Origin of the sequence: Bradyrhizobium sp. USDA 326 (assembly GCF_049739485.1) — a bacterium.
GTDB lineage: Bacteria > Pseudomonadota > Alphaproteobacteria > Rhizobiales > Xanthobacteraceae > Bradyrhizobium.
The window spans coordinates 5,663,585-5,689,466 of record NZ_JBMGQA010000001.1 but is presented as its reverse complement, the minus strand read 5'-3'; the positions used below and the strand labels follow the sequence as shown (position 1 = coordinate 5,689,466).

Below are 25,882 nucleotides of genomic sequence, written 5' to 3'. Positions count from 1 at the left end.
CGAGGGAGGGAAAGATGTCAGGGATGTTGGTCGGTGAATTGATCCTCTGGCTGATCGTCGCGATCATCGTGATCGTGGTTGGCGTCTATATCGTGAACTGGCTCTACCACCGCTCCTCCAAGGAGACATCGTTCGTCCGCACCGGCTTTCTCGGCGAACGCGTGGTGATCAATGGCGGCGCCTTCGTGCTGCCGTTCATCCACGATTATACGCCCGTCAACATGAACGTGCTGCCGATGGGCATCGTGCGTTCGAAGCAGGATGCCGTGATCACCCGCGACCGCATGCGCGTCGACATCGAGGCGGACTTCTACGTCCGGGTGCAACCGACCCGCGAGGCCGTCTCGATCGCCGCGGCAACGCTCGGACGTCGCACCATGGAGCCGGGGCAACTCCATGCGCTGCTGGCCGGCAAGTTCATCTCCGCGATCCGCTCGGTCGCCTCCGAGATGACCATGGAAGAAATGCACGAACAGCGCGGCGATTATGTCGCGCGGGTCAAGACGAATGCCGCCGAGGCCCTCGCCCAGAATGGCCTCGAGCTGGAATCCGTCGCCATCACCGATCTCGATCAGACCGATCTGGAATTTTTCAATCCCTCGAACCGGTTCGACGCCGAAGGCCTGACCCAGCTGATGCAGGACATCGAGGCCAAGCGGAAGCTGCGCAACGACATCGAGCAGGACTCGATGATCAAGATCCGCGCCCGCAATCTGGAGGCCGAGCGGCAGGCGCTGGAGATCGAGCGGGAGAGCGAGACCGCGCGCCTGGAGCAGGAGCGCGACATCGAGATGCGCCGCGCGCTCCAGCGCACCGAAGTCGCCCGCGAACGGGCCCTGCGCGAGACCGAGGCCGAACAAGCCCAGATCTCGGCCCGCGAGGCCATCGAGCGCGCCCGCATCGCCAATGACCAGGCGATTGCGGAAGCCCGCATCGCCTCGGAGCGCGAGACCCGCCAGAGGGAGATCGAGCGGACCCGCACCATCGAGGAAAAGGAGCTGCTGGCCCGCGAGGAGATCGAGAAGACCCGGATCGCCAACCAGCGCTCTATCGACACCACCCGCATCACGTCGGAAAGCGAGGTTCGCCAGCGCGAGATCGAGCGGATGCGCACCGTCGAGGAAGCCGAGATCGCCGCACGCGAGGCCATCGAGAAGGCCCGTATCCAGCAGGACCGGGTCGTCACCGACGCTCGTATCGCCAACGAGGAAGAGACAAGGCGCCGCGAGATCGAGCGCACGCGTGCCGTCGACGAGGCCGAGATCGCCGCGCGCCAGGCGACCGAGAAGGCCCGCATCGCCCAGACCATGACCGTCAATGTCGAGCGCATCTCCTCGGATGAACGCACGCGCGCGCTTGAGATCCAGCAGGTCCGGACCATCCAGGAGGCCGAGATCGAGGCGCAGCGCGCGGTCGAGGCCGCCCGCATTGCGCGGGAGCGGACGCTCGCCGCCGAGCGCATCGCCGCCGAGCAGAACACGCGGCAGCTGGAGATCGAGCGCAATCAGGCCCTTGATGTCGCCGGCATCGCCGCGCGCGAGACCACGGAAGCCTCGCGCATCGCCCAGGAGGAGCGCGTGCGCTCGCTGGAGATCGCCCGCAACCGCGCCGTCGAGGAAGCCGACATCGCTTCCCGCGAGGCGATCGAGGCGGCGCGCATCGCCCAGGAGAAGGCAGTTGCGGCCGAGCGCATCCAGGCCGAACGCGAAACCCGCGCGCTCGAAATCGAGCGGACCGGTGTCCTCGAAGCCGCCGAGCTGAAGCGGCGCGATGCCATCGAGCGCCAGCGCATCACCGTCGATCTGGCACTCGAAGCCGAGCGCATCAACTCCTCCAAGAAGCGCGAGGTGCTCAACATCGAGCAGAAGAAGGCGATCGAGATCGCGGACGAGGATCGTGTCATCGCCCTCTCCACCAAGCGCTCCGAACGGATCGATGCCGACCGGCAGGTCAAGCAGGCCGAGATCGTCGCCCGCAAGGAGGTCGAGACCACCGACGTCTCGCGCGAGCAGGCGCTGGAAGCTGCCCGGATCGAGCGGCGGCGCGCGATCGAGCAGCTGGAGGTCGCCCGCGTCCAGTCGCTCCAGGAAGCCGAGATCGCCTCCCGCGAGGAGGTCGAGCGCGCCCGCATCGCGTCCGATCGCGGCCTTGACGAGGCTCGCATCGGACGTGAACGCGAGCTGCGCAAGCTCGAAGTCAACCGCGAGAAGGACGTCGAGACGGTGCTGATGGAGAAGGCTATCGCCATCCACACCAAATCCCTGGAAGAGTCCGCAGCCAAGGCCTCTGCCGAGGAAGCCCGGATGCGCGCGACCGAGGCGGCCGAGCGCGTCGTCACCGCCCGCGAGAGCGAGATCGCCAGGCGGCGCAAGACAGTGGAGGTCCTGCTGGCGGAGAAGCAGGCGGAGGAGACCCGCATCGCCGCCGAAGCCGAGCGCGTGCGCGCCGCGGTCGAAGCCGAAGCGCAGCGCATGCTGAACGAGGCCGAGAACGTGCTGACCGACCAGGCGCGCTACTCGCTGTTCCGCAGAAAGCTGCTCGACCGTATCGAGGGCATCGTGCGCGAGAGCGTCAAGCCGATGGAGAAGATCGAGGGCATCCGCATCCTCCAGGTCGACGGCCTCAACGGCAACGGTCACGGCAACGGCAACGGCGGCCGCAGCGCCACCGACGAGGTGATCGACTCGGCGCTACGCTACCGCGTCCAGGCGCCGCTGATCGATTCCATCCTGTCGGACATCGGCGTCGAGGGCGGCAGCCTGGCAAAGATGCCGGGGCTGATCCGCGAGGCCCGCGACATGCAGGGCATCAAGGATGCCGCACGCAAGAGCGGCGGAGGTGCTGGCGGTGGCGGTGAGAAGCCGGCGGCCGCTCCGCCTGCGAGCGAGGGCGGCGAGCCGCCGGTCGAGCGCGGGCCGCGGAAGAAGAGCTGAGGTTTGAGCGATGGCCCGCGTCTACGTCTCCACCGTCGTCAACGCCCGCAACGACCGCGTCTGGGCGCGAGTGCGTGATTTCAATGGCCTGCCGAACTGGCATCCGGCCATCGCCGAAAGCCGGATCGAGGGCGGTGAGCCCTCGGACAAGATCGGCTGTGTCAGGGATTTCCGCCTGCGCAACGGCGACCGCATCCGCGAGAAGCTGCTCGGCCTCTCCGACTACGACATGTTCTGCACCTACTCGATCCTGGAATCGCCGATGGGCGTCGAGAACTACGTCGCCACCCTGCGCCTGACGCCCGTCACCGACGGCGACCAGACCTTTGTGGAATGGACCGCGGAATTCGACTGCGCGCCGGAACGGGAGACCGAGCTCGTCAGCAACATCGGCGGCGGTGTGTTCCAGGGCGGCTTCGACGCGCTGAAGCGTGTGTTCGGAGGTTAGCCGTGCCGCATATCGTCAAGAGCACGATCCTGGACGCACCGACCGACGCGGTGTGGGACGTGCTGCGCGATTTCAACGGGCACGACCGCTGGCACCCGGCGGTTGCGACCTCCTCGATCGAACGCGCGCAATCCGCCGACAAGATCGGCTGCGTCAGACGTTTCAAGCTCAAGGACGGCTCGGAGCTGCGTGAGCAGCTGCTGGCGCTGTCCGACCTCGAGCAGACCTTCAGCTATTGCCTGCTCGATACGCCGATCCCGATGTTCAACTATGTCGCCCATGTCCGTTTGCTCCCGGTCACCGACGGCGACCGCACTTTCTGGCATTGGGAGTCGCGATTCACCACCAGGCCCGAGGACAAAGACCGCATCACCCATATGGTCGCCGAAGACATCTATCAGGCAGGATTCGAGGCGATCCGCCGACATCTGAAGGAGGCCGCATAGCATGGCCGTAACAGTAAAGACCTTTGCGAATGCGAGCGAGGCAGCCGGAGCGCTGGCCTCGGACCGCGCTGCGCGCTATCTCGGCGGCGGCACGCTGGTGATGCGGGCTCTGAACGAAGGCGACGTCTCGATCTCGACGATCGTCCGCGCGCGGGACCAGGCGCTGACACGGATCGATGTGTCGGGTCCACGGGTGACGCTGGGCGCCGGTGTCACTTTCGCGCGCGTTCTCGCCGAACGCGACCTCGCCTTTCTGCACGCTCCCGCCCGCTCGATCGGCGGTCCCGCCGTCCGCAACATGGGCACGGTCGGCGGCAATCTGTTCGCGACGAACCCTTACGGCGATTTCACCGTGGCACTGCTGGCGCTGGATGCCACTATTGCGGTGCAAGGCGGCTTCGGCTCGCGCGATATTCCGATCGAGGAATTCTTGCAGGGGCGCGAGCGCCAGGCCGGAACTTTGGTGCTGTCGGTGTCCTGTACGCGGCCGGCCAGCAGCGAGGCTTTCCGATATCGCAAGATCGCGCGCATCAAGCCGAAGGGCGGCTCGGTGATCACGCTCGCCGCGCATCTGCCGGTCAGCGGCGGGCGGATCGCGGGTGCGCGAATTGCGCTGGGCTCGATGGCGCCGACCCCGATCCGCGCCCGAGCGGCCGAGCGCACGCTGGAGGGACGCTCGCTGGACGCGGCGACCATCGCTGCCGCGGCCTCCGCCGCTACGGAAGGAACATCGCCATCCGACAACGCGCTCGGCAGCGCCTGGTATCGCCGCGAGATCGTCGGCGTGTATTTGCGGCGCCTGCTAGCGGAACAGGAATAACTGGCCATGACAAAAATCCCCTTGCAATTTCGCCACAACGGCCGCGACGTCGCGATCTTCGTCGACGGCGGCACCAATTTGCTCGTCGCCCTGCGCGAGCTGATCGGCGATATGACTCCGAAGTTCGGCTGCGGCCAGGGGGGCTGCGGCACGTGCAGCGTGCTGATCGACGGCGAGCTTCACCTCTCCTGCCTGACGCTCGCCGAGACCGTCGCGGGCCGCTCGGTCGAGACGCTCGACGGCATGAAGCAGGGCCCGAACCTGCATCCGCTGCAACGCGCCTTCGCCGAAAATTTCGCCGCCCAATGCGGCTATTGCACGCCGGGCATGCTGATGGCCGCGAAGGCGCTGCTCGACCGCAATTCCGCCCCGAGCCGGGCCGACGTCATCGAGGCGATCTCCGGCAACATCTGCCGTTGCACCGGCTACGAGCCGATCATCAATGCCATCCTCGCCGCCGCAGGCGGCCGGGCCAGCGCCTGAGGTCAGACCATGCTGGAACTGCGCAAGGACATCTTCGCCGACGAACGTGACGATAACCTGAAGGAAATCGGCAAGGGCACGCAGCGGCAGGACATGCTCGGCCACATCACGGGCACGTCCAGCTATTTTGGCGATCACAAGCTCCAAGGCATGCTGCATCTGAAGGTCGTTCGTTCGACCCAGGCCCATGCAAGGCTGCGCCGCATCGATACCACCGAGGCCGAGCGCTCGGCCGGCGTCCGCCGGATCATCCGCGGCGCGGACGTGCCGCGCAACCTCAACACGCTGCTCAGCCTGATCAACTTCGGCAAGGACGACGAGCCGTCACTCGCCGTCGACAAGGTCCGCTACAAGGGTGAGCCGATCCTCGCCATCGTCGCCGACAGCGAACGCGAGGCGTTCGAGGCGATCGCGAAGGTCAGGATCGACTACGAGCCGCTGCCGACCGTGTTCGATGTCGAGGATGCGCTGAAGCCAGGTGCGCCAGTCGTCAACGAGACCTATCCGAAGAACGCCTTCATCTATCACGACGTTTACGATCACCAGCGCCTGCGCTTTGGCGACGCTGATGCCGCGCTCGCAACCGCCGACCACGTGCTCGAGCAGCGCTACCAGATGTCGCCGATCGAGCATGCGCCGACAGAGACCAACGGCGCTATCGCCGCGCCCGACACCAACGGCCGCTACGTCGTCTACACCTCGACGCAGGCGCTGTTCTTCTCCGTCGACACCTGCGCCAAAATCCTGGACGTGCCCTCCAACACCTTCCACTTCATCGGCGGCACGGTCGGCGGCGGCTTTGGCGGCAAGGTGGATACGCTGACCGAGCCGCTTGCGATCCTCGGCGCGATGCTGACCGGACGTCCCGTCCGCTACGTATTCGGGCGCGAGGAGGAGATGCAATACGGCCCGCCGCGTGGCGCCGAGCGCATCTACATCAAGGACGGCGTCATGCGCGACGGCCGCATCGTCGCGCGCAAGATCCGCGCCTATTTCGACAGCGGCGCCTATACGCGGCTCTCCAGCTATGCCGCCGTAAAATGCGCCGCGCACCTGCCGGGCCCCTACACCATCCCGAACGTCTATGGCGACGTCTATTGCGTCTTCACCAACCGGACGCCGGCGACCGCCATGCGCGGCTTCGGCGTCACCGCGATGGACTTCGCCATCGAATGCCAGATGGACAAGCTGGCAAACCTCGTCGGCATGGACCCGATGGAGTTCCGGATTCTCAACGCCTATCGCGACGGCGACATGAAGGCGCACCGGCGCGAGGCCAAGAACACGGCGCTGATCGAGTGCGTGCAGGTTGCGGCCGAGAAGGCCAAATGGCCGATCCGCGACGAGTTCAGGCGCGCATCCTCGCGCAAGGACGGCGGCGGCAGCCGCGCCGTCATCCCGCCGACACCGACGGAGTCCCGGGCGCGGCCGGCCGCGCCTGCGCAGCAGCGCACGAGCTATGATCGCGCGCCGATGACCGCAACGCGGGAGCCGCCGCGCGAGCCACCGCCGCCGGCGCCGCCACCTCCCCCGCCGCGCCCGGCCGCGCCATCGCATGGCGCGACCCGTTTCTCATCCGTGTTCGGCACCAGGAGGCGCTAGATGACCCGGCATCGCGGACGCGGCACGGCGTCGATCAATTATCCCATCGGCATGAATCTCGGCGGCGATCCGAGCCAGGCGCTGGTGCATTCCAACCCCAGCGGCAAGTTCACCGTGGCGCTGTCGTCGATCGATCTCGGCCAGGGCATGAAGTCGGTGACGCGGCAGATCTGCGCCGAAACGCTCGGCGTTCCCGTCGAGGACGTCTATGTCGACACGGCGGACTCCGACACCGGCCCGCATTGTATGGGCTCGTTCGCCTCCCGCGGCACCCACCGCGTCGGCAACGCCGTGATGGCGGCCGCACGAGAGGCGCGCGGCGTGATGATGGAGGCGGCCGCCGAGGAGCTCGAGGTCAACGCCGCCGATCTCGAGACCGACGGGCGCGGCAACATCCACGTCAAGGGCGCGCCGCACCGTTCGATCTCGACCAAGGACGTCGCCATCGCCGCGCAGTTCAAGCAAGGCAAAACCATCTCCGGCCGCGGCATCTTCCTGGTGCCGCTGTCGGACGTCAATCCTGAGACCGGCGAGATGTCGCCGGCAACCTGCTATGCCCATGCCTGCCTCGTCGCCGAGGTCGAGGTCGATGACGAGACCGGCGAGGTCGCGATGGTCCGAATGGACTCCGCCTACGAGCTCGGCCGCGCGCTCAATCCACGACTGGTCGAGCAGCAGCTCGTCGGCGGCGCCTGGATGGGCGTCAGCCACGCGCTCTACGAGACGCCGGAGCCATACTATCCCGATCCCGTCCACGGCCCGCGCGATTTCGTCGAATATCTGATGCCCGGTCCCGGCGACATCTGCCCCCACGATATCGCCGTGCTGGAGCGTCCCGCCCCTGACGGTCCGTTCGGAGGAAAAGGCCCCGGCGAGATGTGCGCCAACCCGGTGCTGCCGGCGGTAGCGAACGCGATCTTCAACGCCGTCGGCGTGCGCATCGACGACCTGCCGATCACGCCGGAAAAGGTGCTGCGCGCGATCAAGGCCCAGGGCGGCGCGCGGCCGCAGGCGCGGCGCTAGAGGATATACCCGTGGCGGTTCGCAGCAACATCGTCGGCATCGACAGTCCCGAGGCGCTGGAGAAGGCGCTTCGGGCAGCCTATTACCTCGCCGACGAGGGCCTTGCGACCGCCGCCTATCTCAGCCTCGCCCTCGGCAAGCCGCTGCTGCTGGAAGGCGCGCCCGGCGTCGGCAAGACGGAGGCGGCAAAGGCAATAGCCGCCGTGCTCGGCCGTCGCCTGATCCGCCTGCAATGCTATGAGGGCATCGACGCGTCTGCCGCGCTCTACGAGTGGAACTATCCGCGCCAGATGCTGGCGATCCGTCAGGCCGGCGATGAGAGCATCGACATCTATGGCGAGTCGTTCCTGATCGAGCGGCCGATGCTGGCCGCGCTGCGCGCGCCCGATTTCACCGTGCTGCTGATCGACGAAATCGACCGCGCCGACCAGGAGTTCGAGGCCTTCCTGCTCGAATTCCTCTCCGATTTCCAGATCTCCATTCCCGAGCGCGGAACGGTCCGCGCCGCCGAGCGGCCGGTCGTCGTGCTCACCTCGAACCGGACCCGCGATCTGCACGAAGCCTTGCGTCGTCGCTGCGTCTATCACTGGATCGACTATCCCAGCGCCGAGCGGGAGGCGCGCATTATCATGATGCGCGCATCCAGCGTCGCCGAAGCCACGGCCCACGCCGTCGTCGCGGCCGTCGAGAAATTGCGGCGCGAACCGCTGAGCAAGGCGCCCGGCATCGCCGAAGCCGTCGACTGGGCGGAGGCCGCGACCCTCCTCAACAAGGGCGGCGCCCGCTGGCCTGATGCCTTCAAACGTTCGATCGGCGTGGCGCTGAAGGACGAAGAGGATCTGCACTTCATCGCGCCCCGGCTCGATGCCATGCTGGCGGAGGCCACCTCATGAGCACCGAGCTGCAGCTCCCGCGCGCTGTTCGCATCTTCGTTTCCTTCGTCGCGCTGCTGCGCGCCAACGGCTTCGCCGTGGCGCCGGAGCAGACGACCGCATTCCTTACCGCGATCGCCTTGCTGGGGCCACGCATGCTCGAGGACATCAAGCAATCTGCGCTCGCCACCCTTGCCCCGCCGCCCGAGCGCCGCGCCACCTTCGATCGGCTGTTCGACCTTCATTTCCGCGGCAGCGAGGCGATCGCGCACGCCGAAGACGGCGAGGACGACGAGACCGTCCCGCTCCAGGAGGAAGGCCGCGGCGAGGAGGAGCCCCTGCTCTCCGATGAGGCCAACGAGTCCGGCCTGACCGCATCGCGCACCGAGGCGCTGGTCGAGCGCCGCTTCGCGCAGCTCTCCACAACCGATGCCCTTCGACGCCTGGCACGCGAGGCGCCGCGGCGCCTGCCGCGGCGGCGCAGGCACCGCCGCATGCGGGCGCGCCGCGGCCCCTTCGCCGACCTCCGCCGCACGTTGCGCGACAGCGTCCGTAGCGACGGCGAGATCCTGCGCCTCGGCCACATGAAGCGGCGGCAACGGCCGCGCAAGGTCTTGCTGCTGATCGACGTCTCCGGCTCGATGAAAAGCCGCACCGAGGAGAACATGAAGCTTGCACATGCGCTGGTGCAGGCCGCGCCCAATGTCGAGGTCTTCACCTTCGGCACGCGGCTGACCCGTGTCACGCGCGCGCTGCGGCTGAAGCGGCGCGAGCAGGCGCTGAGCGCCGCGGCCCATCTGGTCAGCGACTGGGACGGCGGCACCCGGATCGGCGACGCGCTGCAAGCGTTCCTTGCGGTCCCACGCTTCGGCGGCTACGCCCGCGGCGCCGCCCTAGTCATCGTATCAGACGGGCTCGAGCGCGGCGAGCCGGACGCCCTTCGCGACGCCGTCGCGAAGCTATCGCGGCGGGCGTGGCGCCTGAGCTGGCTGACGCCGCTCGCGACGGGCCCCGACTTCCGTCCACAGACCGAAGCACTGGTCGCGATCGAACGCTTCGTCGACGATCTCGTGGACGGCGGGTCGAGCGCCTCGATCGTCGCCCACGTCCTGGCACTGGGAAGGAGAGCTGCGTGAACAATATTGTCGACGGCCATCATCACATCTGGCGGCAGGCCGATCTGCCCTGGCTGACCGGCCCCATGCAGCCCCGCATCTTCGGACCGTACGAGCCGATCCGGCGCGACTATCCGATCCAGGAGTATCTCGACGATCTCAAGGACAGCGGCGTCACCCGTTCCGTCTATGTGCAGACCAACTGGGCGCCTGAGCATTTCGAGGAGGAGGCAGCCTGGCTCCAGCGCACGGCCGACGAACACGGCTGGCCGCACGCCATCGTCGCCTACGCCAATTTCGCGGCCGACAACGTCCGCCCACAGCTCGACCGCCTCAAGCGCTATCCGTTGCTGCGCGGCGTGCGCATGCAGCTGCATTGGCACGAGAACCCGCTCTATCGCTTCGCAGCGCGTCCGGATCTCTGCGCCGATCCCGTGATCCGTCGCAACGTCGCGCGTCTTTCCGATTACGGCTGGAGCTTCGACCTGCAGGTCTTCACGCCGCAGATGCCGGATGCTGCGCAGCTCGCTGACTCCTGTCCCGGCGTAACGTTCATCCTCCAGCACGCCGGCATGCTCGAAGACCCGTCGCCGGCGGGGCGCGCGGCCTGGCGCGCCGGGATGGCCCGGCTCGCGGCCTGCCCGAACGTGGTCTCCAAGCTGTCCGGGCTCGGCACGTTCATCCATCGCAACGATCCCGCGCACATCGCCGCCGTGCTCACCGACACCGTCGCGATCTTCGGCGCCGAGCGCTGCCTGTTCGGCTCGAATTTCCCGATCGAGAAATTGTGGACCAGCTATCGCGAGCTGATCGACGCGTTCCGCGCGGCTGCGGCGTCGCTGAGTTCCGCGCAACAAACCGCGATCTTCAGCGCCACTGCGGCGCGCGTCTACCGGCTTTGACGGACAAGAATCGAGACAGGAGGAAACCGAATGGCGCTGGAGATCAAGATCCTGGACTACGGCGATATCGAGCTTGAATCGAGCTTCCTGGTGCTCGGCCGCGACTGCGGCCGCACCCGCCGCGTCCTCACCCTCGGCTTTTTGATCCTCGGCGGAAAATATCCGGTCGTGGTCGACACCGGCTATCGCTCCAACCAGATCATGGAGACCCTGGGCATGCGGGGGCTCCAGTACCACGAGAACATGATCGAGAACCAGCTCGCGCGCCACGGCGTGCGCATGGGCGACGTCCGCTTCGTCTGCCACACCCATCTGCACATCGACCACGCCGGCAAGGACGATCTGTTTCCGATGAACACGACTGTAGTCCTCAACCGCAAGGAGCTCGAATATTCCGTCTCCGGCCTGATGCATCCGCAATACCCGGCGCCCGACATCAAGCACCTGATCGACCGCCTGCACACCAAGAGTGCGCTGCGCTTCCTGGATCTCGAAATCACCGGACCGATCGAGCTGATGCCCGGCGTCTATTGCGACGCCGCCAACGCGCATACCGAGGGCTCGATGAACATCATCGTCGAGACCGCCGACGGCATCGCCACCATCTGCGGCGACGTGATCTACGACTTCAACGACCAGATCGTCACGCCTTTCCATGAAATCCACGATTGGGAGCCGCGCACCACCGGCAACCACGGCACCAGCAAGCGCGCGGAAAAGGCGGCGATTAAGAAGCTGCTGAGCAGCTCGCGCTATCTGCTCCCGGTCCACGACCGTCCCGCCAAGATCGAAGGCGGCAATGTCGTGGGGCGTCTGCACGATCAAGTCCCCGGCCCAATCGTGCAATCGCTGCCCGAGCGCAGCTGGTTCCCGGCTTGATGTGTCGAGGTTTGGCCTATGACGTATGTGACGTTGCGAAGCGAGTTCGAGACCCTGATCGACCCCTATGCGCCGGTGGCACAGGTCGGCACCGGCTTCGACTTCACGGAGGGGCCGATCTGGCATCCGGTCGATCACTATCTGCTGTTCTCGGACATGCCGGCCGACGTGCGGCGGCGCTGGGATGCGCGGCGCGGCGTCGTCGAGGTCAAGCGCCCCGCGAACAAATGCAACGGGATGACCTATGACGCCGAACTCAATTTGATTGTCTGCGAGCACGCGACCTCGTCTCTGGTGCGCGAACGCTCCGACGGACGGCGCGAGGTGCTCGCCTCGCATGTCGGCGGCCAGGAGCTCAACAGCCCCAACGACGTCTGCGTGCATTCGTCCGGCGCGATCTATTTCTCCGATCCCTGGTATGGCCGCATGCCGGTTTATGGTGTCGAGCGGCCGCGCCAGCTCGGCTTTCAAGGCGTCTATCGCGTGGTGCCCGGCGGCGAGCCGAAGCTCTTGGTAGACCGTCACCTCTTCGATCAGCCCAACGGCTTGTGCTTCTCGCCGGACGAGAGGCTGCTCTATGTCAACGACACCGTGCAGGCTCTGATCCGCGTCTTCGACGTCAACGCAGACGGTTCGCTGGCCAATGCGCGGGTGTTTGCGAGCGGCATCAAGTCCGAGCTCGAGGCGGGCCTGCCCGACGGCATGAAGTGCGATCAGCACGGCAATGTCTGGGTCACCGCCCCCGGCGGCGTCTGGGTCTATTCGCCGCGTGGCGAACTGCTGGGCAAGCTGCGCGTGCCGGAGCTGGTCGCCAACCTCGCCTGGGGCGGGCCGGATTTCCGCACGCTCTATCTGACCGCGACGCATTCGGTCTATGCGATCCCGACCAAGGTCGGTCCGCGGCAGGAGCCATATATGAGCGGCCGGCGCGCTGGCTACGGCGTAACGTCGAGCTCCGCGCCGGCCGCGCCCATTCTCGCCGAGGGCGAGATGCGGCTCGATCCGCAGCGCTGCGCCATGATCATCCAGGATCTCCAGAACGACGTTATCATGGACGGAGGCGCTTTCGCCGAGTCGGGCGCGCCGGGTCATGCCAAGCAACAGCATGTCGTGGAGAATGTGCGGCGCCTGGCGGAAGCCGCACGCGCGCGCGGCGTCGCCGTCATCCACGTCTGGTTCGTCGTCGAGCCCGGCGCGCCGGGCGTTACGCTGAATGCGCCCTTGTTCGAGGGGCTCGTCGACAGCAAGGCGATGGTGCGTGGAAGCTGGGGCGCGGCGCCCGTCTCCGGTCTCGAGCCACGGCCCGGCGACTTCGTCGTCGAGAAGATGCGGATGAGCGCCTGGGAAGGCACGCGGCTGGAAACGATCCTGAAGGCCACCGGCCGCGACATGATCATCAATACCGGCGCGTGGACCAACATGTCGGTCGAGCACACCGCGCGCACCGGTGCCGACAAGGGCTATTACATGATCGTGCCGGAGGATTGCTGCTCGACCATGAATGCCGACTGGCACAATGCCTCGATCAACTTTGCAATGCAAAACGTCGCGGTGGTGACCAGGGCCGACACCGTGATCAGAGCGCTGGGATGAGCGGTGGCAAAGCTCCTGCACCTGTCCTGCTCGCCACGCGCCGAGTCCGAGTCGACAGCCGGCGCGCGCGTTTTCCTCGACAACTTCCGTCAGGCTCGACCGGATTGGGACGTCGATGTCGTGGACCTCTGGCGTGAGCGGATGCCGGAATTTGCAGGCCCCATCGTCGAAGCCAAATACGCACGCATGAAGGCTCAGGCCTTCACCGAGGCGCAACGTCAGAGCTTCGCGGAGGCCGAGCGAATGGCACTGCGCTTCTCGCTCGCCGACCGGGTGCTGATCTCGACCCCGATGTGGAACTTCGGCCTTCCCTACAAGCTCAAGCAGTGGTTCGACATCATCGTCCAGCCCGGGCTCACCTTCAGGTTCGATCCCTCAGAGGGATATCTCCCGCTGCTGGCCGATCGGCCGACGCTGGTCATCATCGCCAGCGGCAGCGATTTTGCCACCGGCATGAACAGCGGCCGCACCGACATGGCAACGCCCTACTTGCGTGAAATCCTGCGCTTCATCGGAATCAGCGATGTCCGTTTCGTGCCGATCGGTCCAACCACCGGACCGCAAGCGCCGATCGATGCTGCCCGCGAAAGGGCCTATCTACGGCTCGCTGCAATGGCCGCGACCTTTTGAGGCGCGTTGGATCAGATCAGGCTCGACTTGCCCCGGCTCAGCACCTGGCCTGCACCCTTAACGCCGACGATCCGGCCGTGGCTGCAGACCACCTCTCCCCTCGCGATCGTCGTCACCGGCCATCCCGTGACCTCGAAACCTTCCCAGGGCGTATAGTCCGAGCCGTGATGCAGATCCGCTTGCCGGATCGGCTTCTTCAACTTGGGATCCCAGAGAACGATATCGGCATCGAAACCGACGCCGATCGAGCCCTTGCGCGGATAAAGGCCGTAGATGCGGGCGTGATTGGTCGCCGTCAGCTCGACGAACTTTTGCAACGTGATGCGCCCCTTCGAGACGCCCTCGGAGAACAGGATCGGCAGCCGCGTCTCCACGCCGGGGATGCCGTTCGGCACCCAGCGGAACGAGGTGCGGGCGCTCGGCGTCAGCTTGCCCCTGGGATCGTCGTAGCGGAACGGGCAGTGATCGGACGAGAAGGTCTGGAACACGCTCGACGTGATGCCCTCCCAGATCGCCTCCTGGCTCTCGACGTCGCGCGGCGGCGGCGAGCAGACATATTTCGCGCCTGATATGTCCATATTCAGGCCCTTCATGTCTTCGGCCGTCAACGTGATGTATTGCGGGCAGGTTTCCGCATGCACCGGCAAGCCGCGCTGCTGGGCCCAGCGTACCTGCTCCATCGCCTCGCGTCCGGAGACGTGCACGATCATGATGGGAACGCCGATCACCTCGGCATGGCTGATGGCACGGTGCGTCGCCTCGCGCTCGACCGCCTGCGGCCGTGAGGTGCCGTGATAGTACGGCGCGATATGACCTTCGCGCTCCAGCTTGCTCGTCAGGAAACGGATGGCGTCGTAGCCCTCGCAATGGACCATGACCAGCGCCTCCTCGCGGCGCGCGACGTCGAACACTTCGAGCAGCTGCTTGTCGCTGAGCACGAGGTCGTCATAGGTCATGAACACCTTGAACGAGGTGTAGCCGTCCTTGACCAGCGCCGGCAGCTCCTGCCCGAGCACCACGGCAGTCGGATCGGAGATGATGAGATGGAAGGCCGTGTCGATGTAGCACTCACCTTCGGCGAGCTTGCGATAGTTCTCGACACAGCTGCGCAGCGAGGTGCCTTTCTCCTGCAGCGCGAAGGGCAGCACCATGGTGTTGCCACCGGCCGCCGCCGCGCGCGTCGCAGAGGCAAAGTCGTCGGCCATCACCACGTCGGGGCCCGACGGTTGGGAGATGTGGACGTGGCTGTCGATGCCGCCCGGCAGCGCAAGCAATCCCGTCGCATCGATCTCTCGTGCCGCGCCCTCGATGCTGTCGGCAATGCTGACGATACGGCCGTCGCGAATGCCGATATCGGCGCGGAATTCGTCGCTGGCCGTCACGATGGTGCCGCCGCGAATGGCGAGATCAAGCTGCGTCACATGACTCTCCGTCAGTTGATGACCGGCACTGTCTGGAAGATCCGGCCCCATCGCTCAAGGACCGTGTTGTCACCGCCGGCGAGGCCGAGGATCCGCCACAACGTGACCGCCACCGAATCCAGCACGGCGATGTTCAATTCACGTTCGAGCGAGAGGGCCAGCCCGGCTCCGTCGAGATTGGTGCAGAGGATGACGACGGCATCGGCACCGTCAGCCACGACCGAGCGGATCATGTCGGCGATCGTCGCCGGCTCAACCTCGCCGAAGGAGAAATTGTCGCGCAGGCCGAGATGCCGCTCCGCGTGCGGAACGATACCCTCCCCAGCCCAGACACCGGCGATCCGTCGCTGCACGTCATCGGTATAGGGCGAGACCAGTCCGACACGTTTGGCGCCGAGCGCACGGACGGCGTCGATGCAGGCGAGCGTGGACGTTGTCGCCGGGACACCCGTGCGCGCCGTGATTGCCTCACACAGGCTTCTGTCGCGGTTGATCCCGAGCCAGCTCGCGGAAGTGCCGTTCCAGGCGATGGCGTCAACCTTGGCATCCGCCAGCAAATCCGCTGCCGGAAGCATCATCGATGCATCGAACTGGTTCAGTGCGGCGGCGTCGAGGGCAATCTCCGTGACGCGGAAGCGCGAGAAATGCGCAGTGACGCCAGGAGCGTCGGCCAGCATGGCGCTGGTGACGGGTTCCAGCACCGAGTTGGAGGACGGAGTGATCATGCCGAGGCGTTTGCGCATGGCGATACCTTACGACGCCTGCGCAAGCCGCGTCGACTCCTCCCGGATCAAAGCCAGGATGTGGCGCTTGGCGTCGTTGAACTCCGGGCTGGTGATGTCGCGCGGGCGCGGCAGGTCGAAGTTGACAGCCTCGCGGATCCGGCCCGGCCGCCTGGTCATCACTACGATCTTGTTGCCGAGCACCAGCGCCTCGTCGACACTGTGGGTGACGAACACGATGGTGCAGCGGCGCTTCTGCCAAATCGCGACCAGCTCCTCCTGCATTTCGAGCTTGGTCTGGGCGTCCAGCGCCGCGAACGGCTCGTCCATCAGGATCACGCTCGGGTTCATCAACAGTGCGCGGGCGATGCCGACGCGCTGATTCATGCCGCCCGACATTTCGGCGGGATGATGATGCTCGAAACCGCGCAGGCCGACGAGATCGATGAACTCCATGGCACGGTGGTGCCGCTCGGATTTGGCGACGCCCTTGAGCTTGAGATGGAAGGCGATGTTGTCGATGGCCGTCAGCCACGGCATCAGGGTCGGCTGCTGGAACACCACGCCGCGGTCCGAACCGGGCCGCTCTACTTGCTTGCCATCCACCAGCGTGCGGCCGGAGGTCGCCTGCTCGAAGCCGGCGATGATGTTGAGGAGGGTCGACTTGCCGCAGCCCGACGGGCCGAGCAGGCAGACGAAATCATTGGCCTCAATGTCGAGGTTGATGTTGTCGAGCGTCAGCAGGTCGCGGCCGCGCCGCTTGTCGGAGAATACCTTGACGATGTTGCGAAGCTCGATTGCCGCCATCAGCCCGCCCTGCCCTGAACGGTGGTTGTCTGCTGCCAACGTAGCGTGCGCGCCATGATCGCCTTGAGGCCGAGGTCGGAGAGATAGCCGAGCAGCCCGATTGATATCATCGCCGCGAGCACGATGTCGTAGCGCAGGAAGTAGTAGGAATCCCAGAGCACGTAGCCGAGGCCGCTCTTCACCGCGACCATCTCGGCCGTGACCGTCAGCATCCAGGCCGATCCGACCGCAATGCGCAGACCAGCGAAGATCGAGGGCAGCGCCGCCGGCAGCACGATGTCTGTCAGCATCTGCCGTCCGTTCGCGCCCATCATCGCGCCGGCCCGCACGAGATTGTGGTCCACAGTCTTGACGCCATGGATGCTGTTCATCAGCACCGGAAAGAATGCGCCGAGGAAGACAAGGAAGATGGCCGGTTTGTCGGCGATCCCGAACCAGATGATCGCGAGGGGAATCCAGGACACCGGCGGGATCGGGCGCAACATCTGCAGTGTCGGCTCCAGCGTCTTCTCGAACAGCCGGGACCAGCCGATCGCGACCCCGGCAAGGATACCGAGCAGGCTTGCCAATGCAAAGCCGCCAAAGACGCGAAGAGCGCTGGCGAGCGCATCGCGCAGCCAATGGCCGGAGTAGGTCTGCGTGGTCTCGTCGAAGCCGAACACCCAGTCGCCGAGCGCATGCAGCACCGCACTCGGCGCTGGCAGCAGCGCGGGCGGAAGCATGCCACTGCGGGCAAACGCCTCCCAGCCCGCGATCAGCAGCGCGGGGACGACGAGGCGTTCGAGTCCCTGGAACGCTCGCGTCAGCCGAAACGCCGGCCTTGCGGGCGAGACGTCAGTAACCGAGGTCATTCTTGGATTTTCCCGTAGCCTGCTCCAGGAACGAATAGTCCATGTTCTTCTGCGCTTCTGCGGAGACGTCTTTCGAGATGTATTTGAGGTCGCGCATCATCGCCGCGATCGCCAGCGTCTGCGAACGATGGATCGCAGGATCGGGCGAGGCATTTTTCAGCGCCTCCGTCGCGACCGTCTTGTCGAGACCGGTGAGCTTGTTGATGACGTCGACCCACGGCGCCTTGTCGGCGATCAGCTTGTTGTCGAGTTCGACCACGGCGCTGACAACGCCCTGGACGCCGGCGCGCTGGCCCGCGATCACGTCGGAGCGGGTGACGATCAAATTGGTCAAATTGCCTGCGGCCTGTTCATACGGCAACATGAAGTGCTTGCCGGCACCGGCGAGCCGGATCTGCGATGCAAACGGCTCGACCGAACAGATCATGTCGACCTCGCCGCGCTGGAGTGCTGCGAGATGATCGGAGGGATTGGGAATGTTGATGAACTGAACGTCCTTGTTGGGATCAACGCCCTGCTTGAGGAACGCCCCGCGCATGTGGATGTCCTGCGCGTTGCCGCGGGAGGCCGCAACCTTCAGCGGCTGGCCGTCGCTCTTCGCCTTCGCAACGGTCGCCTTGAACGTGGCCCAGTCCTCGGGCGGCAGGCTCAGCTTCACGGAGGACAGGCATTCCGAGCCGCCATTGATCTGTCCGGACACGGCGACGACATCAAAGCCTTTGTCGAGCGCGGTGATGTAATGGAGATATGTGACCTGCGCGACGTCGATACTCTTCGATATCAAGGCGGTGAGAACGTCATTCCCCGAGTTGAAGCCGGTGGCCTCGACCTCGACGCCTTTGGCCATGCCTGGGATCAGCGACATCGGCAGGCAGTGCGCGCATTTGGCGTAGCCGAGCTTGATCTTCGCCGTCTGCGCCGAGGCGAGATCGCTTCCGCCCAGCATTGCCGCCATTGCCACCAGGCCCAGTCGCAAACTCGTCCGCATCGCTTACTCCGCTTCGAAGGCGCGATATTCGCGCGTTCGCACGATCATCCGCCGCGCTTCGCCGCAACGCAATCCACTTTCTGCATGCTGCATACAATTTGCGCGCTATGACATTGTTTTCAGCGAGATACGTCGATAATTTGGGCAAGCAAAGGAGCCGGAAACGGCTAAGATCAACGTGATGAGCGAGGCATGCGTGGAGCCAAAACCGGAAGCGCCGAAGGGACGAAAGTCGCCCAAACTCAAGCGGATGGGCCTGCACGAGCGTGCCGCGGCGCGGATGCGGACGATGATCATTCGCGGCGAACTGCCGCCGGGTTCGCAGACCCAGGAGACTTGGCTGTCGAAGGAGCTCGGCGTGTCGCGCACCCCCTTGCGTGAGGCCATGAAAGTACTTGCCGCGGAGGGCTTGATCGAGCTTCGCCCCAACCGCAGCCCGCGCATTGCCGATATCGCGGCGGACGACATCTCGGAATTGTTCGAGGCGCTCGCCGGTATCGAGCGGCTCGCCGCCGAGCTCGCTGCGGAGCGCGCGACGGAGCGCGACCTCGCCCGCCTGCGCACGCTTCAGGCCCGCATGGAGGGTCATCACCGCAGCGGCAAGCTGGACGACTATTTCGCCATCAACGGCGAGATCCACAACACCATCGTCCGCATGGCCCGCAACACGCCACTGCGGGAAGCCCACGAAACGCTGATCTCCCGGGCCGAGCGCGCGCGATATCTCGCCCTCGGCGCCGATCGCCGCTGGAGCAATTCCGTCGAGGAGCACGCCGATATCCTGGCCGCCCTCGAAGCGCGCGACGGCGAAGTGGCCGGCCGCCTGCTCGGCGCGCATGTCGCGCGCACCGGCACGGCCCTGCTCGAGGTCCTCGCCGCCTCCCAAACCAAGCGGACGGCGGCCTGAACCATGAAGCTGCTGTTACTCAACCCGAACACCAGTGCCGAGGTCACGCACCTGATGATGGGTGTCGGGCAGCGCGCGGTCTCGCCCGGGACGGAGCTGATCCCCTGCACAGCGACCCGCGGCGTACCCTATATCGCGACACGCACCGAGGCGCAGATCGGCGGGGCCATTGCGCTGGAGATGCTGGCCGAGCACCACAGGACGGTCGATGCCGCGATCATCGCCGCCTTCGGCGATCCCGGCCTGTTCGCCGCGCGCGAGACCTTCGACATTCCCGTGGTCGGCATGGCGGAAGCGGCCATGCTGACTGCCTGCATGGCCGGGCGCCGCTTCGCCATCGTCACCTTCGCCCAGGCGCTTGGTCCCTGGTACGAGGAGTGCGTCCGCGCCCATGGACTTTGGGAGCGCTGCGCCGGCATCCGCATGCTCGATACGCCTTTTCAGGCGATCTCGGGGGTCGGCACCGAGAAGGAGGACGTGCTGGTTGATCTCGCCCAGCGCGCCATCGTCGAGGATGAGGCCGATGTGCTGATTTTTGCGGGCGCCCCGCTCTCCGGCCTCGCCGAGCGCGTCGCCGACCGGATTCCCGTTCCCGTGGTCGATCAGGTCGTCGCCGCTGTGAAGCAGGCCGAAGCGCTGGTTGCCTTGCACCTGCGCAAGGCAGCAGCGGGAACGTTCCGCCGGCCCGCCGCCAAACCGACCCTCGGTCTCGCCGCTGCGCTCGCCGCCCGGATCGAGCATCGCGACAGCTGATCAGAGAGGCGGCCGACGATGCGAAAAGCCCAATTCGTTCTCGGGAACACGGCCGAAGGCAAACAAGCGGGATTCGCATCCCCGGGGCGCGACGATCTGGATGCCGAAGGGCAGATCGCTCGCTTCTCGTCGTACTGGCATGGTCAGGACCGGAAAGCCGACCAGGGACACGATGAAAGTGACCGCGAGATAGTCGATCGGCGTCTCCAATGCCGCCCCGTCAATTGCGGTGACATCGCTGATCTCGTTCGGCCAGGGGAAGACGGATGCGGCCGGCGCAATCAGGAAATCGATACGGGTGAACAGCTCGCGAAAGCTGCGGTAGATGGCGGTGCGACGCCGTTCTGCATTGAGGTAGTCCTGCGCAGACAGTTTCGTGCCGGCCTCGATGTTCCAGATCACCGTCGGAGTGAGCTCCGCACGCCGGGTCCTCAGCAACTCGCCATAGCTGTTGGCGATATGCGCGGTGCGCAGCGTGCGGAAGGTTTCGACCGCGCCGATACAATCGGGCGAGGACGGCACGACGTCGGCAATCCTGGCCAGCGCCTCACATGCGGTGGTGAAGCGCGCGCGAACGTCGCGTGCGACCGGTGCAACACCGAAATCGGGTGTTACGGCGATCCTCGGACGTCCCGCGTTCGACCAATCGTCGCTGCCGAGACCGATCGATACGGGGTCGCGCACGTCGCTTCCCTCGCATACGGACAGCGCGAGAGCGAGGTCATCGACATCGCGGGCCAGGAAACCGTGGGTGGCGAGCATGTCCCAGCCGAGCGGCCGGCGCGGCGACGGAATGCGGCCGGGCGTCGGCCGGATCGAGGCGACGTCGCAGAAGCTTGCGGGCGTGCGCACCGAGCCGCCGAGATCGGTGCCATGCGCCAGCGGCACCATGCCGGCCGCGACCGCGACGGCAGAGCCGCCGGACGATCCGCCGGAGGTCAGTGCGGAATCGTAGGGATTGCGCGTCGGCCCGCACAATCGGTTGGTGCAGACCGCGCCGAAGCCGAACTCCGGCGTGTTGGTCTTGCCCAGAATGATCGCACCGGCGCGGCGCAGCCTCGCGACCGCCAGATCGTCCTCACCCGGGAGGTGATCGCGAAACAGCATCGATCCATAAGTCGTCTTAAGCCCGCGGGTGTCGGTGAGGTCTTTGATCCCGAGAGGCACACCGTGCAGCGGACCGAGCGGCTCCGATGCCGCATCGCAAATCTGCGCGGCACGGCGAGCACCGTCCACATCGACCGTCACGAACGCCGCCAACTGACTGTCGAGACTCGCAATCCGCGCAAGATGCGCTTCAACGGCCTCACGCGAGGACAGTTCGCGCCTCGCAATCGCGCCGGCAAGCTCCGTGGTTGTGAGGTCGCAAACCGATCGATCAGTCTTCATCGGACCACCATGCCAAAACCCGCGCCGAAAAGCGACAGGCGCGGGCACGAGACTTGCTTACTCCTCTGGGGCAACGGGAGGCAACACCATGGCTGATGCGCCAAGCGGGCGTTCGCTCGTCGTCGACGCGGTCACACACCGCTATCCGAGCGGCTCACTCGCGGTCGAGGACATCAATCTCGACATCAAGGGCGGCGAGATCATCGCCCTGCTCGGTCCGTCCGGCTGCGGCAAGACAACGCTCCTGCGCATCATCGCGGGCTTCATCGCGCAGACGCAAGGGAGGATCATCATCGGCGACGGCATCGTCGATGCGCTGCCGCCCAACAAGCGCGCCGTCGGCATCGTGTTCCAGAACTACGCGCTGTTTCCCCATCTCAACATTAGCGAGAACGTCGCCTACGGCCTTGCCGCCCGCGGCATCGACAAGGCGACACGCCAGCGCGAGGCACAGCGCCTGCTGGAGCTGGTGCAGCTGCCTGCAATGGCCGAGCGGCTGCCGCGGCAGCTCTCCGGCGGCCAGCAGCAGCGCGTCGCGCTCGCCCGAGCGCTCGCGATCAAGCCGTCGATCCTGCTCCTCGACGAGCCCTTTGCCGCGCTCGACAAGAATCTGCGGCTCGACATGCAGATCGAGGTCAAGCGGCTGCAACGTGTTTCCGGCATCACCACGCTCATCGTCACTCACGATCAAGAAGAGGCGCTGTCGATGGCCGACCGGGTCGCCGTGCTGAGCCACGGCAATCTCGAACAGTTCGGCACACCGTCCGACGTCTACGACCGGCCCCAGACCTTGTTCGTCAACACCTTCGTCGGTTCGACCAACCGCATGCCCGGCGTGGTGGTCTCGGCGGACCGTACCGCCGCCAAGATACGCCTCGACGCCGGCACGGAGATCATCGCGCGGCCCGTCGGCGGGGCGCTCAGCGAAGGTGGCCGCGTCACCGTCTGTATCCGTCCCGAGCATCTGCAATTCGTCGGCGACGAGACCGGCTTTGCCGGCGTCGTCGGCATGTCGCTGCCGCTGGGAGCCACTGTCGTGCACGAAGTCACCACTGCCGACGGCTCCGGCGTCAAGGTCTCCCAGGCGCGCATCGGCGAGACGCGCGCGCTAGAGAACGGTGCCGCGGTGCGTCTCGCACCGCTCGCGCCGTCGCTTGCCAACGCCTTTCCCGCAACGCTTTGAAATGCAGACATAGTCCAAATGGAGTTCGACATGATCCTCAACCGCCGAAGCCTGCTGACCACCGCCCTCACACTCGGCGCCGTGAAAGCGTTTCCCGGACTGAGCTTCGCCCAGGCCCGCCCACTGGTGTTTGCGACCTTCACCGGAAGTTGGGAGGAAGCCCACAAGACGGTGCTGGTGCCGGCCTTTCGCAAGGCGAACGCGGACGCTGCGATCGTGCTCGACCCGATGCTCTCGGTCGACCAGATCGCGAAGGTCAACGCCGCCAAGGCCAATCCGCCGATCGACGTTATGCTGCATGATCCAGGTCCTGCTCTCGTCGCCATCGGCCAGGACCTGGTCGAGCCCTATCCCGTCGAGAAAAGCGCCTACTACAAGGACCTGATCGCCGAGGCGCAGGAGCCGATGGGCCCTGCGCCGTTCTTCCAGGTCGTCGGCCTCACCTACAATCCGGAAGCAGTCAAGACGCCGCCGACGTCGTGGGCCGATCTCTGGAAGCCCGAGTTCAAGGGCCGCGTCGGCATCACCAACCTCAACTCGACACTCGGCACCGGATGGTTGGTCGAGATTGCCAAGATGCGCGGCGGCTCCGAAGCCAATGTCGATCCCGGCTTCAAGGCTTTGGAAGAGCTCAAGCCCAATCTCGCCGCGGTCGCGGCCAATCCTGGCGCGCTCGCGACCCTGTTCCAGCAGGGCCAGATCGATATCTCGCCAGGCAATTTCAACGCCATCCAGATCCTGAAAGCGCGCGGCGTGCCGGTCGAGTTCGTGGCGCCGAAGGAAGGCGCCATCGCCTTCAAGACCACGATCCACATCGTCAAGAACTCGCCCAACCGCGAGCTCGCCTTCAAGCTGATCGAGGCCGCGCTGACGCCCGAGGTGCAGACCACGCTGATGAACCCGCCCTATCTGATCGTGCCTACCAATTCCAAGGTCACGATGGGCGGCGAGATTGCGCGCGTGCTGGCCAAGGACACCGCGGAGCTGAAGAAGAAGTTCGTGTTCCAGGACTGGAAGAAGATCAACGAGCAGCGCTCGGCCTGGATCGAGCGCTTCAACCGCGAGATCAAGATCTAACAATGGGTGCAGCGCCGGCATCACGAGATGTGACGTCCTACGGGATGGGATTGGCAGCGCCGCTGGCACTGTTCTTCCTCTTCTTCTTCGTTACCCCGCTGCTGCAACTGTTCTGGCTCTCGCTGCACAACGACACGGCCGGGCTCCATTGGAGGCTCGGCCAGTACCTGCACTTCCTCACCGATCCATTCAGCCTGGGCGTGCTCGGCTCGACGCTGCTGCTGGGCGCCGAGGTAACCGCCGTCTGTCTCGTGCTCGGCTTTCCCATCGCGTGGCTCTATCAACGAGTCGGACCAAAGCTTCAGACCATCATCATCCTGATCGTGCTGCTGCCGCTTCTGACCAGCGTCGTGGTCCGCACCTTCGCCTGGATCGTCATCCTGGGGCGTCAAGGCATCATCAATGCGACACTGCAATCGCTCGGGATCATCGATACGCCGTTGAAGCTGCTTTACACACGGGTTGGCGTCGTGATCGCTCTGGCACAGGTGCAGATGCCCTTGATGACCCTACCGCTGATCACGGCTCTCGGCCGCATCGATTCCAATCTCGACGATGCTTCCTGCTCGCTCGGCGCCGGAAGCTGGCGCACCTTTTTCAGGATCGTACTGCCGTTGTCGCTGCCTGGCGTGATCGCCGGCTGCACGCTGACCTATGCCGCCGCGATCACGGCCTTCATCACCCAGTCGCTTGTCGGCGGCGGGCAGATGCTGTTCATGCCGATGTATCTGTATCAGCAAGCTTCCACGCTCCAGAACTGGCCGTTTGCGGCGGCGATCTCCATCATCTTCCTGCTCGCCGTGCTCGCGGTCGTCTCCGTCTTCACCACGCTCGGCCGCCTGTCGCGCGGCTATGGAGGGGCGTGATGAGCGGCCGCAGGCGCACCCTGGAGGCCCTGAGCTTCGAGCTGGTCATGACCGTGATCGCGCTGATCGCGCTGATCATCATCATCGCACCGTCGCTCGTGGTCCTGATCGTCTCCTTCACCAGCGGCTTCTCGCTGCGCTTTCCGCCGCCCGGCTATTCGCTGCGTTGGTATGTCGAGCTTTGGAATGCCTGGCAACTGCATTTTGCGGCCAAGAACAGCCTGATCGTGGCGCTGTGGGCGACGGGCCTATCGGTCGTGCTCGGGGTTGCGGCAGCGCTCGCGATTTCGCGGTCGCGGACGCTGTCGACACGTCTGCTCGATTCCCTCTTCATGTCGCCGCTGGTCTTGCCGGCGCTCGCCTTCGGTCTTGCTGCCCTAATGCTGTTCTCGCTGGTCGGCCTACCGGTGTCACCGCTGACGCTGGTGATCGGACATACCGTGGTCTGCGTCCCCTATGTCGTGCGCAACACGGTCGCGGCCCTCGCCCAGCTCGAGCCGACCCTGCTCGAAAGCTCAGCCGTGCTGGGGGCAAGCCGTCTCTACACGTTCCGCCGCATCGTGCTGCCGCTGATCCGGCCCGGCATCATCGCGGGCGCCTTCATCGCCTTCATGTCGTCCTTCGACAACGTGCCGGTGTCGCTGTTCCTGCGCGATGCCGCGACCGACATGCTGCCGATCCGGATGTGGCAGGATCTCGAAGGCAAGCTCGACGTTACGATCGCCGCGCTCTCCGGCGTGCTGATCATCGCCACCGTCGCGCTAGTCGCGGTCATGGAGCGTGTGACCGGCCTGTCGCGGCGGCTGACGAACTGATCAGGCACCGCGAAACAGCGAGTAGCCCCAGCGCGTGAATTTCAGCGGCAGATGAAAATGCTCGTCAACATCCTTGATGCGGAAGCGGAACGGCGTCACCGTGAGAAAGCCGTCGCGCTCGCCAAAGAACTCGCCGAGATGAAACAGCACCTCGTACGCGCCTTCCGTTACACCGGCACCTTGCACAACGGCATGATCGAGCACGCCGTTGACGCCGAGCCGCCCGTCGGCGATGCGCGCGGAGTCCGGATCGATCCGCCAGATCTCGACGCGCAGCCCCTGTGCCGGCCGCCCGCTCGCCACATCGACCGCGTGAATGGAAATGCCGCCTGCCACGTTGTTCCTCCCATGAGCAAG

General features: G+C 65.7%; 26 protein-coding genes. 19 read left to right on the top strand and 7 right to left on the bottom strand.

The genetic code is table 11. The annotated features are described in order from the left end of the window. Positions 1-14 precede the first annotated feature (14 nt). Genes ABIG06_RS26665 through ABIG06_RS26605 form a run of 13 tightly spaced genes read left to right on the top strand, consistent with a single transcriptional unit; the run spans position 15 to position 13,746 of the window. Positions 15-2,933 (top strand): flotillin family protein, encoded by a 2,919-nt coding sequence (locus ABIG06_RS26665; RefSeq protein ID WP_370139220.1) that lies wholly within the window; start codon positions 15-17, stop codon positions 2,931-2,933. A 10-nt stretch (positions 2,934-2,943) separates the two neighbouring features. Beyond that, positions 2,944-3,381: an SRPBCC family protein gene (locus ABIG06_RS26660; RefSeq protein WP_061882131.1), complete on the top strand. Its 438-nt coding sequence runs from the start codon at positions 2,944-2,946 to the stop codon at positions 3,379-3,381. A gap of 2 nt (positions 3,382-3,383) precedes the next feature. Further along, the gene (locus tag ABIG06_RS26655) at positions 3,384-3,827 is read left to right on the top strand and encodes an SRPBCC family protein (protein ID WP_124158556.1); all 444 of its coding nucleotides are present in this window, start codon (positions 3,384-3,386) and stop codon (positions 3,825-3,827) included. A 1-nt stretch (position 3,828) separates the two neighbouring features. Continuing rightward, on the top strand, positions 3,829-4,647 hold the full coding sequence (locus ABIG06_RS26650) for an FAD binding domain-containing protein (protein WP_370139219.1): 819 nt from the start codon (positions 3,829-3,831) through the stop codon (positions 4,645-4,647). 6 nt (positions 4,648-4,653) lie between these two features. Next, a complete protein-coding gene (locus ABIG06_RS26645) occupies positions 4,654-5,130 on the top strand; it encodes a (2Fe-2S)-binding protein (protein ID WP_124158554.1) in 477 nt (158 codons plus the stop codon). Between the two features lie 9 nt (positions 5,131-5,139). Next, positions 5,140-6,732 carry a xanthine dehydrogenase family protein molybdopterin-binding subunit gene (locus ABIG06_RS26640; RefSeq protein WP_370139218.1) on the top strand — a complete coding sequence of 531 codons (1,593 nt, stop codon included), beginning with the start codon at positions 5,140-5,142 and terminating at the stop codon, positions 6,730-6,732. Beyond that, entirely contained in the window at positions 6,733-7,755 is a 1,023-nt protein-coding gene (locus ABIG06_RS26635) for a xanthine dehydrogenase family protein molybdopterin-binding subunit (RefSeq protein WP_370139217.1), read from the top strand. An 11-nt stretch (positions 7,756-7,766) separates the two neighbouring features. Further along, positions 7,767-8,648 (top strand): AAA family ATPase, encoded by an 882-nt coding sequence (locus tag ABIG06_RS26630; RefSeq protein ID WP_370139216.1) that lies wholly within the window; start codon positions 7,767-7,769, stop codon positions 8,646-8,648. Then, positions 8,645-9,763: a vWA domain-containing protein gene (locus ABIG06_RS26625; protein WP_370139215.1), complete on the top strand. Its 1,119-nt coding sequence runs from the start codon at positions 8,645-8,647 to the stop codon at positions 9,761-9,763. Before ABIG06_RS26630 ends, ABIG06_RS26625 begins: the two co-directional genes overlap by 4 nt. Continuing rightward, positions 9,760-10,644 carry an amidohydrolase family protein gene (locus tag ABIG06_RS26620; RefSeq protein WP_370139214.1) on the top strand — a complete coding sequence of 295 codons (885 nt, stop codon included), beginning with the start codon at positions 9,760-9,762 and terminating at the stop codon, positions 10,642-10,644. The genes ABIG06_RS26625 and ABIG06_RS26620 overlap by 4 nt, the downstream gene beginning before the upstream one ends. Before the next feature lie 30 nt (positions 10,645-10,674). Next, entirely contained in the window at positions 10,675-11,523 is an 849-nt protein-coding gene (locus tag ABIG06_RS26615; protein ID WP_370139213.1) for an MBL fold metallo-hydrolase, read from the top strand. An 18-nt stretch (positions 11,524-11,541) separates the two neighbouring features. Then, positions 11,542-13,116, top strand: coding sequence for an isochorismatase family protein (locus ABIG06_RS26610; RefSeq protein WP_370139212.1), 1,575 nt, complete (start codon positions 11,542-11,544; stop codon positions 13,114-13,116). 3 nt (positions 13,117-13,119) lie between these two features. Further along, positions 13,120-13,746 carry an FMN-dependent NADH-azoreductase gene (locus ABIG06_RS26605; RefSeq protein WP_370139211.1) on the top strand — a complete coding sequence of 209 codons (627 nt, stop codon included), beginning with the start codon at positions 13,120-13,122 and terminating at the stop codon, positions 13,744-13,746. Positions 13,747-13,757: 11 nt separating this feature from the next. Here ABIG06_RS26605 and hydA read toward each other — a convergent pair whose 3' ends face one another. From hydA to ABIG06_RS26580, 5 genes are read right to left on the bottom strand one after another with little or no spacing between them, the layout of a single operon-like run. Then, positions 13,758-15,218: a dihydropyrimidinase gene (hydA, locus tag ABIG06_RS26600; RefSeq protein WP_370139210.1), complete on the bottom strand. Its 1,461-nt coding sequence runs from the start codon at positions 15,216-15,218 to the stop codon at positions 13,758-13,760. Beyond that, on the bottom strand, positions 15,179-15,910 hold the full coding sequence (locus ABIG06_RS26595; protein WP_370139209.1) for a maleate cis-trans isomerase family protein: 732 nt from the start codon (positions 15,908-15,910) through the stop codon (positions 15,179-15,181). The genes hydA and ABIG06_RS26595 overlap by 40 nt, the downstream gene beginning before the upstream one ends. A 9-nt stretch (positions 15,911-15,919) precedes the next feature. Continuing rightward, positions 15,920-16,696 (bottom strand): ABC transporter ATP-binding protein, encoded by a 777-nt coding sequence (locus tag ABIG06_RS26590; RefSeq protein ID WP_370139208.1) that lies wholly within the window; start codon positions 16,694-16,696, stop codon positions 15,920-15,922. Further along, entirely contained in the window at positions 16,696-17,547 is an 852-nt protein-coding gene (locus ABIG06_RS26585; RefSeq protein WP_135170818.1) for an ABC transporter permease, read from the bottom strand. The genes ABIG06_RS26590 and ABIG06_RS26585 overlap by 1 nt, the downstream gene beginning before the upstream one ends. Next, on the bottom strand, positions 17,531-18,535 hold the full coding sequence (locus tag ABIG06_RS26580) for an ABC transporter substrate-binding protein (RefSeq protein ID WP_370139207.1): 1,005 nt from the start codon (positions 18,533-18,535) through the stop codon (positions 17,531-17,533). The genes ABIG06_RS26585 and ABIG06_RS26580 overlap by 17 nt, the downstream gene beginning before the upstream one ends. Before the next feature lie 181 nt (positions 18,536-18,716). Between ABIG06_RS26580 and ABIG06_RS26575 the strand changes: the two genes are divergently transcribed. Then, entirely contained in the window at positions 18,717-19,442 is a 726-nt protein-coding gene (locus ABIG06_RS26575; RefSeq protein ID WP_370139206.1) for a GntR family transcriptional regulator, read from the top strand. A gap of 3 nt (positions 19,443-19,445) precedes the next feature. Continuing rightward, positions 19,446-20,195 carry an aspartate/glutamate racemase family protein gene (locus ABIG06_RS26570; RefSeq protein WP_424578418.1) on the top strand — a complete coding sequence of 250 codons (750 nt, stop codon included), beginning with the start codon at positions 19,446-19,448 and terminating at the stop codon, positions 20,193-20,195. Here the strand turns inward: ABIG06_RS26570 and ABIG06_RS26565 are convergent, their stop codons facing one another. Beyond that, on the bottom strand, positions 20,196-21,584 hold the full coding sequence (locus tag ABIG06_RS26565; protein WP_370139205.1) for an amidase: 1,389 nt from the start codon (positions 21,582-21,584) through the stop codon (positions 20,196-20,198). Positions 21,585-21,672: 88 nt separating this feature from the next. Between ABIG06_RS26565 and ABIG06_RS26560 the strand changes: the two genes are divergently transcribed. From ABIG06_RS26560 to ABIG06_RS26545, 4 genes are read left to right on the top strand one after another with little or no spacing between them, the layout of a single operon-like run. Then, positions 21,673-22,767 (top strand): ABC transporter ATP-binding protein, encoded by a 1,095-nt coding sequence (locus ABIG06_RS26560; RefSeq protein WP_370139204.1) that lies wholly within the window; start codon positions 21,673-21,675, stop codon positions 22,765-22,767. A gap of 30 nt (positions 22,768-22,797) precedes the next feature. Next, on the top strand, positions 22,798-23,844 hold the full coding sequence (locus ABIG06_RS26555; protein ID WP_370139203.1) for an ABC transporter substrate-binding protein: 1,047 nt from the start codon (positions 22,798-22,800) through the stop codon (positions 23,842-23,844). A 2-nt stretch (positions 23,845-23,846) separates the two neighbouring features. Beyond that, the gene (locus tag ABIG06_RS26550; protein WP_370139202.1) at positions 23,847-24,710 is read left to right on the top strand and encodes an ABC transporter permease; all 864 of its coding nucleotides are present in this window, start codon (positions 23,847-23,849) and stop codon (positions 24,708-24,710) included. Continuing rightward, entirely contained in the window at positions 24,710-25,525 is an 816-nt protein-coding gene (locus tag ABIG06_RS26545) for an ABC transporter permease (RefSeq protein ID WP_370139201.1), read from the top strand. Before ABIG06_RS26550 ends, ABIG06_RS26545 begins: the two co-directional genes overlap by 1 nt. Here ABIG06_RS26545 and ABIG06_RS26540 read toward each other — a convergent pair whose 3' ends face one another. Beyond that, positions 25,526-25,861, bottom strand: a complete 336-nt coding sequence (locus ABIG06_RS26540; protein ID WP_370140912.1) for a hydroxyisourate hydrolase — start codon at positions 25,859-25,861, stop codon at positions 25,526-25,528. Between the last annotated feature and the right edge of the window lie 21 nt (positions 25,862-25,882).